A 15,311-nucleotide genomic window follows, 5' to 3' on the forward strand; every position below is an offset into this window, starting at 1 on the left:
AGGTGGGGACTAGCCCAGCGGTACGCCAAAGTCGGTGGCAATGCCGGCCAAGCCCGCGGCGTAGCCCTGGCCCACCGCCTTGAACTTCCACTCTGCGCCGTTGCGGTAGATTTCTGCAAACAGCATGGAAGTTTCCGGGGCAGCGTCCTCGCTCAGGTCAAAGCGCACCACTTCGGCATCGTTGCTTTGGTTGACCACGCGGCAGTAGGCTCCGCGAACCTGGCCAAAGTTCTGCCCGCGCTCATCAGCTTGGTCGATGGAGACCACAATGACCACGCGTTCGACGTCGGCGGCGACCTTTGTCAGGTCGATCAGGATTTGCTCGTCGTCGCCTTCGCCCTCGCCGGAACGGTTGTCGCCAAGGTGCGTGACAGAACCGTCCTTGGCTGCTGGCTGGTTGTAAAAAATGAAGTCCTCGCCCGTTCGCACCTTGCCGGTGGCGCCGACAAGGAGTGCCGAAGCGTCCAGGTCAAACGCTTCGCCAGTGGTGGTGCGAGGATCCCAACCCAAACCAACCAGTGCCTGTTGCAGGCCGGGGTCGGTTTTGGTCAAGGAAAGATTGTTGCCTTTTGCAAGTGTCAGTCCAGCCATGAAATTTTGTCCTTACCTTGTGAATGGTCAATAAGTGCCGGTGCGCGCCTTGCGCCGCGCACCGGCAGCGGGATGCTAGCCCAGGACGATGCCGAAGTCGGTGGCGATCCCGTGCAGTCCGCTTGCGTAGCCCTGGCCAACGGCGCGGAACTTCCACTCGGCGCCATTGCGGTAAATCTCGGCGAAGACCATCGTTGTCTCCGATGCGGCATCTTCGGAGAGGTCGTAGCGGACAATCTCCTGGTCGTTTTGCTGGTTGACCACTCGGCAAAATGCGTCCCGGACTTGGCCAAAGTTTTGGTGTCGGGCTTCGGCCTGGTCGATCGAGACCACAATGACAACACGGTCGATGTCGGCGGCGATGGCTGCGAGGTTGACCAGTATCTGCTCGTCGTCGCCTTCGCCTTCACCTGTGCGGTTGTCGCCCTGGTGGACTACGGAACCGTCCTTGGACTCCAGCTGGTTGTAAAAGATGAAGTCGTCATTGTTGCGGACCTTGCCGCTGCTGGTGACAAGGATGGCGGAAGCGTCAAGGTCGAACTCGTCGCCACTGGTGGTGCGCGGATCCCAGCCCAAGCCGATCATGGCCATTTGCAGGCCTGGGTCAGCCTTGGTCAGGGAAAGGTTGCTGCCCTTGGAAAGTGTCAAAGATGCCATGAAGAATGAACTCCTTTAATTCTCGAACCGTCGTTAAATGCGCTAAAACGAATGAATACTTGTGGCGACCCTACAGTGCGTTGGCCGCCGGCTGGATCAAGTCCATCACAGTGCGGCCGTTGGCGCGGTCGCCGATGGCAGTAAACTTCCAACCGGTTCCTTCGCGGGAGACCTTCGACATGATCATTGCAGTGTGCGTCCCGGCATCGGTCAGCTGGAAACGTGCCACTTCAGGCGAGCCTGCCGTTGAGTCGTCAACCAGGCGGCAGAAGGCGTTTTCAATGGTGTCGAAGGTTTGGCGGCTGTAGCTGCTGATGACGAACACGATTTGTGCAACAGCGGGGGAAACGGTCGACAGGTCAACCAAGATGGTCTCGTCGTCGCCTTCGCCCTCTCCGGTGAGGTTGTCACCGGTGTGCTGCGTGGAACCGTCCTTGCTTTGGAGCTGGTTGAAGAACACCGTGTCAACGGCCTTGCCGGCGCCATCAAAGAAAATGGCCGACGCATCCAGATCGACGTCGGCTGGCTTTTTCATGCCGCCGAACAGGCCGCGCTTGACGGGGGCTGCCGTGTCCCAACCCAAGCCCATGCGCACCCGGGTGAGGGCGGCGCCGTCGTTCTTCTTCAGTGAAAGGGCTTCGCCCTTTTGCAAACTAAGTCCCATGTTGTTGTTCTCCTTTGAATTGGATGGCAAAAATTTTGGTGGGTTGTTTCTATGTTGAAAGTTCATCCACTTTAGGCTGTTCCGCAGCTGCCAATCGTTTGTTGCGAACGATCGAGGACAGGAAGGCGGCTCCGATGAAGAACACCCCGATCAGCCCCGTGATCACCTCATTGACTTCGAGGCTGATGGTCAGCAGCAGAATAACGGCCAGGGCGCCAATGGCCCAGTGTGCGCCGTGGTCCAAGTATTCGTAGTCGTCCAGGGTGCCTTCGCGGACCAGGAACACCGTGAGTGAGCGGACGAACAGTGCGCCGATCAGGCCCAGGCCCAGGGCGATGATGATGGGGTCGGAGGTGATGGCGAAGGCTCCGATGACGCCGTCGAACGAGAAGGACGCGTCAATGACCTCGAGGTAGATGAACAGCATGAACGCGGCCTTGCCGACCGCCTTGCCCACGCCCTTGTTGTTCTTCTTGGCGATTTTCGCCGCCTCGGCCGACTCGTGTTCGTCCTCGTCGTCGTCGACATTGAACATCTCGCCCAGCCCATTGACGAGCATGTAGGTGATCATGCCGAGAATGCCGGCAATCAGGACATCGATTTCCTTGCCGGGACGGACCATGGCGGCTGCTGCGAGCAAGATCAGGAGGGAAATCGCCATGGAGGCCCCGTGCAGGCGGCCAATGAAAGCCAGCGGTTTTTCCAAAAAGCTGAGCCAGTGCAGTTCGCGCTCTTCAAACATGAAGTCAAGGAACAGCATGAGCAGGAAGACGCCACCGAACGCGGCAATTTGCGGGTGAGCGTCATGGAGCAGGTAGGCGTAGCTCCCGGGGGTGCCGATGTCGCCCTTTTCCAGGGCCAGCTGGACGGCTTCGACCGGGTTGAGGTCGGCTGTGACACCGACAATCAACAAGGGGAAGGCGACGCGCATGCCAACAACGGCAATCAAGATGCCCACGGTTAGGAAGATTTTCTGCCAGAACGCATTCATCTTTTCCAAGATGCGTGCGTTGACCACTGCGTTGTCGAAACTGAGGCTGACCTCAAGCACACCCAAGATGGCACAGAGGATCAGGGCTTGGATGCCACCGTAGAAGTAAGCGACTACGAGCGCCACTGCGGATATCCCGAAGGACCAGCCAAAAGTCTTTAAGATCACGCGCTGACAAGCTCCTCGAACGTTCCCTGGGTTGTATCGGCAGGGTTTGCGGTTGTTGTAAGTGGGGGCTTCACGCGGTCCGACGGCACACGCGTGGATCCTTCAAAGTCAATTGTCCCCAAACACGCCATATATTCCTAACGGTTGGACCGCGTGAAGGGTTCCCATTTGGCCTGCAGTGTGGTGGGGGTCATGATGCCCCGGCGAGGTTCGGGCTGCGCGCCCACGGCGGTTAGCCGCGCTGCTCCGGTTCTGCCCCCGGCTGGCAGCAGGCGCATTCACTGGCTTGGACGCTCGACACCTGGGCTGCGGTATCCGCCGCGCAGCAGTCATCCGCAGCGTCCTCGACCTCATCGTCGCTTTGCTGCAGCGGCGTGCAGCAGGTCTCGCCGCGCCAGGCGTCGCGTCCTTCCTTTATTGCCAGACCGGCGATCACGAGTGCGGCGATGGGATCGGCCCATGACCATCCCAGGAGGCTGTTGAGCAGCAGACCCACCAAAAGTACGGCTGACAGGTAGGTGCACAGAAGGGTTTGCTTAGAATCCGCGACAGCGGAACGTGAGCCGAGTTCCCGTCCGGCCCGGCGCTGCGCCCAGGAGAGCACGGGCATGATCGCCAAGCTGACGGCAGCGAGGATGATGCCCACTCTGGAGTGCTCTGCCTGGCGGCCCGTGAGCAAAGAACTGAGCGCATCGGTGGCGACGAATGCCGCCAGTGCGAAGAAGGAGAATGCGATGATGCGCAGGGCCTTCTTCTCACGCTTCTCGGGATCACGGGCGCTGAATTGCCAAGCCAGCGCAGCAGCGGAGGACACCTCCATGATGGAGTCCAGGCCGAAGCCGATGAGCGCGCTGGACGATGCGCCCATTCCTGCCCCGAGGGCAATGACGGCTTCGATGACGTTGTAAGTAATGGTGGCGCCGACAAAGAGCCGGATCCTGCGGTTTAAAATTCGGCGGCGGTCAACTGTGACGGCGGGGCCAAGCAGGCTCGTAGCTGCCATCAGCAGCACTCTTCCGTCACGGCGGCTGCGCAGTATTCCGGGTCCACGGCGAGGATGACGTCCAACAGATCTGCCAAGGCGTGACTGATTTTGGGGTCCGCCAACTCATAGCGGGTCCGCCTCCCTTCCGGGACTGCCACCACCAGGCCGCAACCGCGCAGGCAGGCCAAGTTGTTGGAGAGGCTTTGTCTGCTGATGCCCAGGACGTCGGCCAGCTCGGAGGGATAGCCCGGACCGTCGCGCAGGGTCAAGAGGATCCGCGCCCGCTTGGGGTCCGAGAGTGCATGTCCGAATCTGCCAAGGACAGCCGAGTGCGCTACAGTTTCCATTCGCCCATGGTACACAAATTTCTGTATTCAAGAAATTCTGAATAGATTTACCTTGAACAGTGACGAAATTAACCAAGTGCTTGGGCTGGCCGTTCTTGGACTGCCTGCTGGGTCTGTGTTCGGTGCAGCACCCGACTCGCCCCCGGCTCCCAGCACCGGAGCGCTCCGAAAGTAGACTGGCTCCATGACCACAGCACCTGAAATGCCCATTGATCCCGCCGCCTTGGCCACGCTGCCCACGGCCGAGTTGCACCTGCACATTGAAGGCACGCTTGAGCCGGAGCTGATTCTGGAACTTGCCGCCCGCAATGGCATCACCCTGCCATTTCCCACCCTGGAATCGCTGCGGGAGCAGTATGAGTTCATCGACCTGCAGTCATTTTTGGACCTGTACTACGCCAACATGGCGGTGCTTGTCACCGAGGCCGACTTTGCCGACATGACCCGGGCCTATCTGGAACGTGCGCGGGAGTCGGGGGTGCGCCATGCCGAGATCATGTTTGACCCGCAAGCCCATGTGGCCCGCGGCGTGGAACTTGAGACGGCGGTCAACGGCATTGCGGCCGCTTTGGCTTCCAGCGAGGCCGACTTTGGCATCACGACGGTCTTGATTGCTGCGTTCCTGCGCGACCAAACGGAGGAGTCGGCGCTGGAAGTTCTCGAGCAGCTGCTGGCCATGGAGGCACCCATCATCGGTATTGGGTTGGATTCGGCCGAGGTGGGGAATCCGCCGTCGAAATTCATCCGGCTGTACCGACGCGCGAAGGACGCCGGGCTGCGCCTGGTGGCCCACGCCGGCGAGGAAGGGCCGCCCAGCTATGTGGAAGATGCCCTGAACCTGCTCGGCGTTGAGCGCATCGACCACGGCATTCGGGCCGTTGAAGACAGGATTATTGTCAAGCGGCTCGTGGCCGAGCAGGTGCCGCTGACGGTCTGCCCGCTGTCCAACGTGCGGCTACGCGCCGTTGACACCCTCGCTGCGCACCCCCTGCCGCAGATGATTTCGGCCGGTCTGAACGTGTGCGTGAACTCCGACGATCCGGCATATTTTGGCGGCTACGTCCATGCCAACTTTGCCGCGCTTGTGGCTGAATTCGAATGGGATGCCGACACGGTGGAAAAGCTGGCAGGAAACTCCGTGCGTTCATCGTTTGCCTCGGAACCGCGGAAAGCGGAGCTATTGGCGGAAATTCAAGCTTGGCGGACCGCGCAGGGCTAATTTCGATGCCGGTTTTGCGCCGAGAACGGGGCCAGCCGGCGAGAACGGCGTTTCGTTTACGCCTTCTCGCCAGCTGGCCCCTGTCTCGACGATTCGGCGTCACGAGACCCTGTTCTCGGCTGCCGGGTTGCCTTACTGTCCTACTGCCCTGCTGGCCGCAGGCGCAGTGCTTGCATTCCGCCGTCGACCGCGATGGAGGTTCCTGTGGTGGAACCGGACAGTGGGCTGGCGAGGTAGGCCACAGCACCTGCCACTTCCTCGGCGGTGACGAGTCGGCCGTGCGGTTGGCGGGCGTTGAGTGCTTCGCGCTCGGCGGCGGGGTCGTCGGCCGAGTTGAGCAGGCGGCCGATCCATGGGGTGTCGGCTGTGCCGGGATTGACGGCGTTGACGCGCACGCCTTCACGCAGGTGGTCGGCGGCCATGGCCTGGGTCAAGGACAGGACGGCGCCTTTGGTGGCAGAGTACAGGGCACGTTGGGGCAGGCCGGCGGTGGCGGCGATGGAAGAGGTGTTCACGATTGCGGCCGAGGGGGATTTGCGCAGGTGGGGCATTGCTGCACGGGCAACACGCACCATGCCGACGACGTTGATGTCCCAGACCCGGGCCCATTCGGCGTCGTCGTTGTCCTCAATGGAGCCTTGGGCGCCGATTCCTGCATTGTTCACAACAATGTCAATACGGCCAAAGGCTGCCACTGTGCCGTCGATGGCCGCCTTGACTGAAGCGTCGTCGGATACGTCGCAGGCGAAGCCCAGCTGACCTTCGGGGAGGTCGTTGGGATTCAAGTCAAGGACGGAAACTTCCGCGCCCATGGCCTGCAGCTTGGCGGCGATGGCGGCGCCGATTCCTGATGCTCCGCCGGTGACGACTGCTGCGAGAGTTGAAAGTTCCTGGCTCATTTATGCCTCCTGGATGGTGGTGCGGAAGTATTCTTGGCGCTGGCGGCCGAGGCCGCCAATTTCCATTTCGACGACGTCGCCGTCCTGGAGGTAGGGGAAGCGCCCGGACAGGGCGACGCCTTCGGGGGTGCCGGTGAGGATCACGTCTCCCGGTTCCAGGACCATGTACTGGCTCAGGTGGTGGATGATCGTGGGGATGTCGAAAATCAAGTCGGCCGTGCTTGAATCCTGGCGCGGTTCTCCGTTGACCCAGCTCTTCAACTGCAGGTTGTTGGGGTCAATCTCGCCGGCCGGGACGAACCAGGGGCCCAGCGGGGTGGACTTGGGCAGTGATTTGCCCTTGGTCCACTGGCCGGCGGCACCGGGGAGCTGGTATTCGCGCTCGGAAAGGTCGTTGGCCACCACGTAACCGGCAACAGCACCGGCTGCTTCTGCAAGGTTGGAGAGGTAGCTGACTTCGCGGCCAATGACTACGCCGAGTTCCACCTCCCAATCGTACTTTGCCGCTTCAGGCGGGATCGGGGACGCATCGAAGGGACCCGCAACGGTGTTGCTCGGCTTGAGGAAAACCACCGGAATGGTGGGTGGAAGAGCGCCGGACTCTGCTGCGTGGGCGGCGTAGTTCATGCCGATGCACACCACGTTGTTGGGGCGGGCAATGGGGGAGCCAATGCGCAGTTCTTCGGCGTTTTCAAGCACCGGCAGGGTACCGTCTGCAAGGGCTTTGCGCAGGGTTTCCAGTCCTCCGGCGGCCAGAAACGTCCCATTGACGCTGTCGGTGACAGGACGTGCGTCATAGCTTTGCTCGGTTCCGGATGAGTCGGCGGCAATGACCACGGGAATTTCCCGGCCAAGCTCGCCAAGGCGTGCAATCTTCATGGGATTCTTGTCCTCTACAACCGCAGACAACGCGGTTCTTGTTCTCGGCAGTCCACTGCAGGACCTTAACATCTGAGCTTTTAGGTAACTTTACTCACATTATGCGGTAATTTCAGCATTATCTTCCATGTTGACATGTGAAACATCCGATGTTTGACTTAGTGTAACTCTTCAACCTTTCAAATTCTTCTACAAGGGGCAGCCCGTGAGCACAATCATTGCCGTTGAGACCAGCGACGTCCGTTTTCCAACGTCGCGTGATCTGGATGGCTCCGACGCCATGAACCCGGATCCCGACTATTCGGCCGCTTACCTGCGGATTGTCACGGACAGCGGCGACGGCCACGAGGGACACGGGTTCGTGTTCACGATTGGCCGCGGCAATGACGTTGAAACAGCAGCCATCAAGGCGCTAACCCCTTACCTGCTGGGCCGCAATGCCGAGGATCTCCTCGACGACATGGGAGGCACGTGGAAGGAGCTGACGCACGATTCCCAGCTGCGCTGGCTGGGGCCTGAAAAGGGTGTCATGCACATGGCCATCGGGGCAGTGGTCAACGCGCTCTGGGACCTCAAGTCAAAGCGCGCGGGCCTGCCGCTGTGGCAGCTGCTGGCCCGGATGAGCCCGGAAGAACTGGTTGACCTCGTGGACTTCCGCTATCTCACGGACGCAATGACCCGCGAGGATGCACTGGAGATCCTGCAAAGTGCGGAAGCCGGACGTGAAGAACGCATCGCCACGCTGCTGGCTGAAGGCTACCCGGGCTACACCACTACCCCCGGTTGGTTGGGGTACTCGGATGAGAAACTGACCCGTTTGGCCCACGAAGCCGTTGCCGCCGGATTCAAGCAGATCAAGCTCAAGGTCGGAGCCGACCTCGAGGACGACGTGCGCCGCCTCCGCGCGGCACGGGCCGCCGTCGGACCGGATATTCTGGTGGCCGTCGACGCCAACCAGCGCTGGGACGTGGACGAGGCCATCGAGTGGATGAAGCACCTGGCCCCGTTCGACATCGCATGGATCGAGGAACCCACAAGCCCGGATGACATCTTGGGACACGCAGCCATTGCCCGCGGAGTCGCACCCATCCCCGTGGCCACCGGCGAACACGTACAGAACCGTGTGGTCTTCAAGCAGATGCTCCAGGCCAATGCCTTGCAGGTGCTGCAGATCGACGCGGCCCGCGTGGCCGGAGTCAACGAGAACGTGGCCATCTTGCTGTTGGCCGCCAAATTCGGGGTCCGCGTCTGCCCCCACGCCGGCGGCGTGGGCCTGTGCGAGGCGGTCCAGCACCTGTCCATGTTCGACTTTGTGGCAGTCTCGGGCCAGAAGGAAGACAGGATGATCGAGTTCGTGGACCACCTCCACGAGCACTTCGTCACTCCGATCGACGTGCACGACGGCTGCTACTGGCCCCCGCTGGCCCCCGGTGGCGGCAGTGAGATGCATGGAGCGTCCGTAGCTGAATTCACTTTCCCGGGCGGCGGGTTCTGGCTCGCCGACGCGGCCGCCTGCGCTGCCGATCCAACAACCAGTCTCAACCTTGCAACGGAAATGGTGTAAGCCGAATGTCATCCCAGGTCCGCATCGACCATGCTCCGTGGTTCACTGAGGCGAGGCTCGGAATGTTCGTGCATTGGGGACTCTATGCACTGCCGGCCAGGCATGAATGGGTCATGAGTTACGAGCGCACCAGCGTGGAGGACTACAACGCCTACTTTGAGCGTTTTGACCCAGACCTGTACGACCCGCGCGAATGGGCCAGGCAGGCTAAGGCAGCCGGGATGGAATACATGGTGCTGACCACCAAGCACCACGAAGGCTTCTGTCTTTGGGATTCGGCGTTGACGAACTTCAAGGCCACCAACACGGCTGCGGACAGGGACCTGCTTGTTCCTTATGTGGAGGCGCTTCGCGAAGCCGGGCTTAAGGTCGGTTTCTACCACTCCCTCATTGACTGGCATCACCCGGACTTCACCATCGACGACATCCACCCGCTGAGGGACGCCCCCCATGTGGAAGCGCTCAATGCCGAGCGCGACATGAACGTCTACCGTGAATACCTGCACGGGCAAGTTCGGGAACTGCTGACCAATTACGGCAAGATCGACTACCTGTTCTTCGATTTCTCTTATCGTGTTGGCTCCATTGCGGACCGGTACCCGGGCAAGGGCCGGGACGACTGGGACTCCGGGAAACTCCTTGACATGATTCACGACTTGCAGCCGGGCATCATTGTCAACGACCGCTTGGACATGCCCGGCGACTTTGTCACTCCTGAGCAGTACCAGCCCTCCGGTGCCATGATGAATGGCGGCAAGGAAGTGCCATGGGAGGCCTGCCAGACGCTCAACGGGAGTTGGGGCTACGACCGCGACAACCTTGATTACAAGTCCGTGGACGTTTTGGTGCGCATGCTCATCGACGGCGTGGCAAAGGGCGGGAACCTGCTGCTGAACGTGGGGCCCACCGCGCGCGGCGAGATCGGTCCCCGCGCGGCTGCGGCACTGGCCGGCATGGGGGAGTGGATGCGAACCCATGCCCGGTCGATCCGCGGGGCAGGGAGCGCCAATCTCGTGCCGCCGCCGGACTGCCGCTACACACAGCGAGGGAACCGTCTTTACCTGCACCTGTTCGCTTGGCCGTTCCCTGTGGTGTACCTGCCCGGGCTGGCCGACAAGGTCAGCTATGCCCAGTTGCTCAACGACGCCTCCGAGGTGGTGATGGAAAAACGGGATCCGTCCCTGCAAGCCCAGAACACCATGCCCGGCGGACAACCCGAAGGCACCTTGACGCTGAAGCTTCCCGTCCAGCGCCCCAATGTGGCCGTTCCCGTCATTGAACTGTTCCTGAACACTGAAAGTGAGCTTGCATGAGCCAGAAAATCGCTTTGCACACACGCCTGAAGGCAGGCAAGGAGGCGGAGTACGACGCCGTCCACGCACGGATCAGCGACGAGCTCGACGCTGCCTTGCGCGCCGCCGGCGTTACCGGTTGGAACATCTGGCGCAGCGGTCAGGAGCTCTTTCACGTCGTGGAGGTCGCCGACTACCAGGGCATGCGCAAGGAATTGGCGCTGAACCCGGTCAACATCGAGTGGCAGGCCGTCATGGCCGAACTGCTGGAAGTTGAAGACGACTATTCCGGCGACGACATGGGCTTGGCGAAGGTGTGGGAGCTGCCATGAGACTTCCCGAACTGGGCCGGCTGGGCTTCGGCGCCGCTGGCATCGGCAACCTGTACCGAGCCATGGACGACGACGTGGCTGCCGCCACCCTGGGCGCCGCATGGAACGCGGGCCTGCGCTACTTTGACACCGCACCGCACTACGGGCTGGGCTTGTCGGAGCGCCGCCTAGGCAAGTTCCTTACCACCAGGCCGCGCGATGAATTTGTGATTTCAACCAAGGTTGGCAGGATCCTGGAGCCCGTGGAGAACTCCGAGGGTACGCGGGACGCGCAGGGCTTTGACGTGCCTGCCGACACCGTTCGGCGCTGGGATCCCTCCGAGGCAGGCATCCGCCGCAGCATCGAGGACTCCTTGGAGCGCACCGGGCTGGACCGGATCGACATTGCCTACCTACACGACCCCGACGTCTACGACCTCGAGGCAGGCATCAAGCAGGCACTCCCCGCCCTTCAGGAACTCCGCGAAGAGGGCTTGGTCAAGGCCATTGGCGTGGGCTCGAACTCAGCGGACGCGTTGGCCGAATGTGTGCTGGGTGCCGACATCGACGTGATCATGTTGGCGGGACGCTACTCGCTGCTGGAGCAGCCGGCAGCCGAAGACCTGCTGCCGCTGTGCCTGGAACGGGACGTGCAGGTGGCCAACTGCGGTGTCTACAACTCGGGCCTGTTGGCCCGCCCCGTGGTGCCGGACAACGCGCACTACAACTATGAGCCGGCCCCAACTGAGATACTTGCCCGCGCCAAGGTGCTCGCCGCTTGCTGCAATGAATTTGGAGTGGAACTCCCCGCAGCGGCTTTGCAGTTCGCCGTGAGCCACCCTGCCGTTTGCACCGTGGTGGTAGGCGCCTCCAACGCAAAACAGATCGCGCAGACGGCCGAACGCATGGCTGCCGTCATTCCGAGCGCATTGTGGCACGCGATGGTGGAACGCGGGCTCCTGAAGGAGGGCCTCCTTCATGTCTAGGATCACCGACGACGCCGGACAGGGCACTCGCGCCGTCGCCGGTCTCTCGGCAGCGGCTCCAGCGCGCATCGATTCACATCTGCACCTCTGGAAGCTCGCGCCTGGCCGCTACTCTTGGCTGACCCAGGCCCACGGAGTTCTGTACAACACGTTCACGGCCGAGCAAGCGCGGGGAACCTTGTCCGCGGCCGGAGTTGACCAGGCGATCCTGGTGCAGGCCGATGACACGGCCGCCGACACCCAAACGATGCTGTGCACGGCTGCCGCACACGACTGGATTGTTGGCGTAATCGGCTGGCTGCCGCTGGAAGATCCGGCTGCGACGGCGGCTTTGTTGGAACAGTGGGGTGACAGCCCCGCATTTTGTGGCGTGCGCACCTTGATTCACGACAATCCGCGTGCCGACATTTTGGAACTTGAATCCGTCCGGAAGTCGCTGGGACTGGTCGCGCAGGCCGGACTTCCCCTTGACGTTCCCGATGCCTTTCCGCGCCATTTGGGGCAGGTTGCCGACCTGGCTCGTGCACTGCCGGAACTCACAGTGGTCATTGACCACCTGGGCAAGCCGCCGCGAGGTGGAACTGCGGAGTCGATGAAACTATGGCAGCAGCAGTTGGCTGCCGTTGCGGCACTGCCCAACACGGTGGCAAAAGTATCCGGGCTGAATACTGGCGGAGCAGAATTTTCCGCGAACGCATTGAACCAGGTCTGGGACATTGCCCTGCAGGCATTCGGCCCGGAGCGGCTGATGTTCGGCGGCGATTGGCCGGTGAGCCTGCTCGGCGCCACCTATCCAGCCACTGTGGACACCCTGGCAACATTGATCGACTCACTCGGGACCACGGACGCACAAGCAATCTGGGCTGGAACTGCGCAGCGCATCTACCAGCGATAACATTTTCGTAAACATCCGATGTGTTGGTGTTGAGGGAGTGCTTTTGTGTCGCAGGTAACATAGCATGATGGGAGTCGCATTCTCCCGCACGCCTTTAGATCTAAGGAATTGAGTCTAATTTCGCGATTCGGTGGCGGAGTTCGGTTTCCAGTCGGTGACGAATGGCTCCATAATAGGTCTGACGTCAGACCTGCAGCACAAGGCTTGGAAGGGCAGCATGAGTAAGAAACTTCTTCGGATATCCGGGGTGAACAAGAGCTTTCCCGGGGTCAAGGCGCTCTCTGAGATGCAACTGGATCTTGGCCACAACGAGGTTTTGGCGCTCGTCGGCGAGAACGGCGCCGGTAAGTCCACGCTCATGAAGCTGCTTTCCGGCATCTATGTGCCTGATTCGGGCACTTTCGAAATTGACGGCGAACAAGTTGTCATCAACGGCACCAAGCACGCCCAAGAACTGGGTATCAGCATCATCCACCAGGAATTCAACCTGATGCAGGACCTGACGGTCGCGCAGAATATTTACATTGGCCGTGAACCTCGAATCGGCGGCATGTTCTTGAGTGAGCACGCATTGAACCGCAAGGCGCGGCTGCTGTTCGAGAAGATCAACATTGATCTTGATCCCAAGGCCCGTGTCGGCGATCTGACGGTGGCGAAACAACAGATGGTGGAGATAGCGAAGGCGCTTTCCTACAAGTCGCGCATCCTGATCATGGACGAGCCCACCGCTGCGCTGAACGACGCTGAAGTGGCAACCTTGCATGAATTGATCCGCAACTTCACCAATGAAGAAACCGGTGTCATTTACATCTCGCACCGCATGGATGAGCTCAAGGCCATCTCCAACCGTATCTCCGTGATCCGTGACGGCGAATACATCGATACCGTGGACACGGCAGCCACCACGATGCGCGAGGTCATCAACTTGATGGTGGGTCGCGAAATTTCCGGCAACCAGCGTCCGGAAACCCATGTCCCGTCGGACGAGGTGGTCCTGAAGGTAACAGGACTGGCCACCAGGGACTTCCTGCGGGACATCAACTTCGACCTGCACAAGGGTGAGATTCTTGGTTTTGCTGGGCTCATGGGGGCAGGCCGCACCGAGATTGCCCGCGCGATTGTGGGCGCCGACCGCATCTCGGCCGGTTCGATTGAGCTCAATGGCAAGCCCGTGACCATCAGCAACCCGGCAGTGGCAGCCGCCATGGGCCTGGGCTACCTGTCCGAGGACCGAAAACACCTCGGGCTGCTGCTGGAGCGCGACGTCAAGGACAACATCGCACTGAGCTCCTTGAAAATGTTCTCCCGCATGGGCGTGATCAATGACAAGGCAATGAAGTCGACGGCCACCACCTACATCGACATGCTCCGCATCAAAACCCCGTCCAGTACACAGATTGCCAAGAACCTCTCCGGAGGAAATCAGCAGAAAATCGTCATTGCCAAATGGCTCGTCAAGGACTGCGACATTCTGATTTTTGACGAGCCCACCCGAGGGATCGACGTCGGTGCCAAGGAAGAGATCTACGCGCTGCTCAATGACTTGGTGGCACAGGGCAAATCAATCATCATGATTTCCTCCGAGTTGCCCGAAGTGCTGAGACTCTCACACAGAATTGCCGTAATGAGCGAGGGCAGGCTCACCGGCTTCCTGTCCAATGTTGAAGCCAACCAGGAAAACATCATGGAATTGGCTACCCGGAATATTGAGAGCGCCGTCTTGGCCCCCCTTCCACCCTCCAGCGCGCAGCGCGCCCCGAAGCAAGAAAGCACGGCAAACTGATGACTCTGACCAAGGAAGATGCGCAATCCGCCAGGATTGCCAGCAATAAAAAATCGGAGCTCAACACCCGGATCCGGGCCAGCTTCCAGCAGCTGCTGGCATTCGCCAGTTTGTTGGCGTTGGTGCTGTTCTTCTCCGTGGCCAGTTCGAACTTCCTCCAGGCCGCAAACCTCTCGAATATCCTTCTTTCCACGGTCGTCACGGGCCTGCTGGCGTTGGGCACCACGTTCGTCATTATCACCGGCGGCATCGACTTGTCCATCGGAACGGGCATGACCCTGTGTTCGGTGATGACGGCATACTTCATGACCCAGCTGGGTCTGCCCATGATTTTGGGTGTGATCGGCGGCGTGCTGTTTGGGGCGCTGATTGGTTGCACCAACGGCTTCTTCGTTGCGGTGTTGAAGATTCCCTCATTCATTGCCACGCTGGCCATGATGATGGTTGCCGCCGGTCTGGCCCTTGTCATCTCCGGCACGAAGCCCATCTACACCAACGAAGTTGAAGGCTTCCAGTCGATCTTTGCTCTCGGCAAGTCGATCCCGGGACTGGTAATACCCAACGCCGTGTTCATCCTGTTCGCTGCAGCCATCGTGGCAGGTGTGGTGCTGTCCAAGACCGTCCTTGGCCGCTACACGTACTCCATCGGGAGCAACATGCAGGCAACTGCCCTCTCCGGTGTCAACGTGACCAAGTGGACAGTGATGATCTACACGTTTGCCGGCGCGTTCACCGGGTTGGCCGGCGTTATCGCCGCTGCCCGTCTCAACTCGGCCCAGCCCGCAGGTGGGATGGGCCTGGAACTTCAGGCGATTGCCGCCGTCGTTATTGGTGGAACATCACTGGCCGGAGGCAAAGGCTCAATTATCGGCACCGTCATTGGCGCGCTGATCATGTCAGTGCTGACCAATGGCCTGTCCATCATGTCGATCCCGCAGGAATGGCAACAGGTTGCCGTCGGCGTGGTCATCATCCTCGCCGTTTACCTGGACATGGTGCGACGCAAGAAAACAACCCAATAGATACCCCAAAACTGCGATTCCCGCAACAGATTTGTCAACGCGTTTATACAAAGGAGTT

Annotated in this window: 16 protein-coding genes; 8 read left to right on the forward strand and 8 right to left on the reverse strand. The window is 60.6% G+C overall.

What is annotated here, in order from left to right; genetic code table 11:
* Positions 1-9: 9 nt before the first annotated feature.
* The 6 genes from QMG25_RS02580 to QMG25_RS02605 all read right to left on the reverse strand — a co-directional run bounded on the left by QMG25_RS02580 (position 10) and on the right by QMG25_RS02605 (position 4,403).
* Positions 10-591 carry a TerD family protein gene (locus QMG25_RS02580; protein ID WP_283457017.1) on the reverse strand — a complete coding sequence of 194 codons (582 nt, stop codon included), beginning with the start codon at positions 589-591 and terminating at the stop codon, positions 10-12.
* Between the two features lie 75 nt (positions 592-666).
* Positions 667-1,248 (reverse strand): TerD family protein, encoded by a 582-nt coding sequence (locus QMG25_RS02585; RefSeq protein ID WP_283457019.1) that lies wholly within the window; start codon positions 1,246-1,248, stop codon positions 667-669.
* Positions 1,249-1,318: 70 nt separating this feature from the next.
* Entirely contained in the window at positions 1,319-1,912 is a 594-nt protein-coding gene (locus QMG25_RS02590; protein ID WP_283457020.1) for a TerD family protein, read from the reverse strand.
* Positions 1,913-1,961: 49 nt separating this feature from the next.
* On the reverse strand, positions 1,962-3,071 hold the full coding sequence (locus QMG25_RS02595) for a DUF475 domain-containing protein (protein WP_283457022.1): 1,110 nt from the start codon (positions 3,069-3,071) through the stop codon (positions 1,962-1,964).
* A 232-nt stretch (positions 3,072-3,303) separates the two neighbouring features.
* Positions 3,304-4,074 carry a cation efflux transmembrane domain-containing protein gene (locus tag QMG25_RS02600; RefSeq protein ID WP_283457024.1) on the reverse strand — a complete coding sequence of 257 codons (771 nt, stop codon included), beginning with the start codon at positions 4,072-4,074 and terminating at the stop codon, positions 3,304-3,306.
* Positions 4,074-4,403, reverse strand: a complete 330-nt coding sequence (locus QMG25_RS02605; RefSeq protein ID WP_283457026.1) for an ArsR/SmtB family transcription factor — start codon at positions 4,401-4,403, stop codon at positions 4,074-4,076. The genes QMG25_RS02600 and QMG25_RS02605 overlap by 1 nt, the downstream gene beginning before the upstream one ends.
* A gap of 184 nt (positions 4,404-4,587) precedes the next feature.
* Between QMG25_RS02605 and QMG25_RS02610 the strand changes: the two genes are divergently transcribed.
* On the forward strand, positions 4,588-5,622 hold the full coding sequence (locus QMG25_RS02610; protein WP_283457029.1) for an adenosine deaminase: 1,035 nt from the start codon (positions 4,588-4,590) through the stop codon (positions 5,620-5,622).
* Between the two features lie 140 nt (positions 5,623-5,762).
* Here QMG25_RS02610 and QMG25_RS02615 read toward each other — a convergent pair whose 3' ends face one another.
* Both QMG25_RS02615 and QMG25_RS02620 read right to left on the reverse strand, forming a co-directional pair.
* Complete coding sequence (locus QMG25_RS02615; RefSeq protein WP_283457032.1) at positions 5,763-6,521, reverse strand: SDR family NAD(P)-dependent oxidoreductase; 759 nt, start codon at positions 6,519-6,521, stop codon at positions 5,763-5,765.
* On the reverse strand, positions 6,522-7,400 hold the full coding sequence (locus QMG25_RS02620) for a fumarylacetoacetate hydrolase family protein (RefSeq protein ID WP_283457034.1): 879 nt from the start codon (positions 7,398-7,400) through the stop codon (positions 6,522-6,524).
* Between the two features lie 205 nt (positions 7,401-7,605).
* Here QMG25_RS02620 and QMG25_RS02625 point away from each other — a divergent pair, with 205 nt between their 5' ends.
* The 7 genes from QMG25_RS02625 to QMG25_RS02655 all read left to right on the forward strand — a co-directional run bounded on the left by QMG25_RS02625 (position 7,606) and on the right by QMG25_RS02655 (position 15,253).
* Positions 7,606-8,964 (forward strand): L-fuconate dehydratase, encoded by a 1,359-nt coding sequence (locus tag QMG25_RS02625; RefSeq protein WP_283457036.1) that lies wholly within the window; start codon positions 7,606-7,608, stop codon positions 8,962-8,964.
* A 5-nt stretch (positions 8,965-8,969) separates the two neighbouring features.
* On the forward strand, positions 8,970-10,277 hold the full coding sequence (locus QMG25_RS02630) for an alpha-L-fucosidase (protein WP_283457038.1): 1,308 nt from the start codon (positions 8,970-8,972) through the stop codon (positions 10,275-10,277).
* Positions 10,274-10,588: an L-rhamnose mutarotase gene (locus tag QMG25_RS02635; protein WP_283457040.1), complete on the forward strand. Its 315-nt coding sequence runs from the start codon at positions 10,274-10,276 to the stop codon at positions 10,586-10,588. Before QMG25_RS02630 ends, QMG25_RS02635 begins: the two co-directional genes overlap by 4 nt.
* Entirely contained in the window at positions 10,585-11,553 is a 969-nt protein-coding gene (locus QMG25_RS02640; protein ID WP_283457042.1) for an aldo/keto reductase, read from the forward strand. Before QMG25_RS02635 ends, QMG25_RS02640 begins: the two co-directional genes overlap by 4 nt.
* On the forward strand, positions 11,546-12,448 hold the full coding sequence (locus tag QMG25_RS02645) for an amidohydrolase family protein (protein WP_283457044.1): 903 nt from the start codon (positions 11,546-11,548) through the stop codon (positions 12,446-12,448). Before QMG25_RS02640 ends, QMG25_RS02645 begins: the two co-directional genes overlap by 8 nt.
* Positions 12,449-12,665: 217 nt before the next feature.
* Positions 12,666-14,231 (forward strand): sugar ABC transporter ATP-binding protein, encoded by a 1,566-nt coding sequence (locus QMG25_RS02650; protein WP_283457046.1) that lies wholly within the window; start codon positions 12,666-12,668, stop codon positions 14,229-14,231.
* On the forward strand, positions 14,231-15,253 hold the full coding sequence (locus QMG25_RS02655; RefSeq protein ID WP_283457048.1) for an ABC transporter permease: 1,023 nt from the start codon (positions 14,231-14,233) through the stop codon (positions 15,251-15,253). Before QMG25_RS02650 ends, QMG25_RS02655 begins: the two co-directional genes overlap by 1 nt.
* The last annotated feature ends 58 nt before the right edge of the window (positions 15,254-15,311 follow it).

It is taken from the genome of Arthrobacter sp. H35-D1, assembly GCF_030063185.1.
Classification (GTDB): domain Bacteria; phylum Actinomycetota; class Actinomycetes; order Actinomycetales; family Micrococcaceae; genus Specibacter.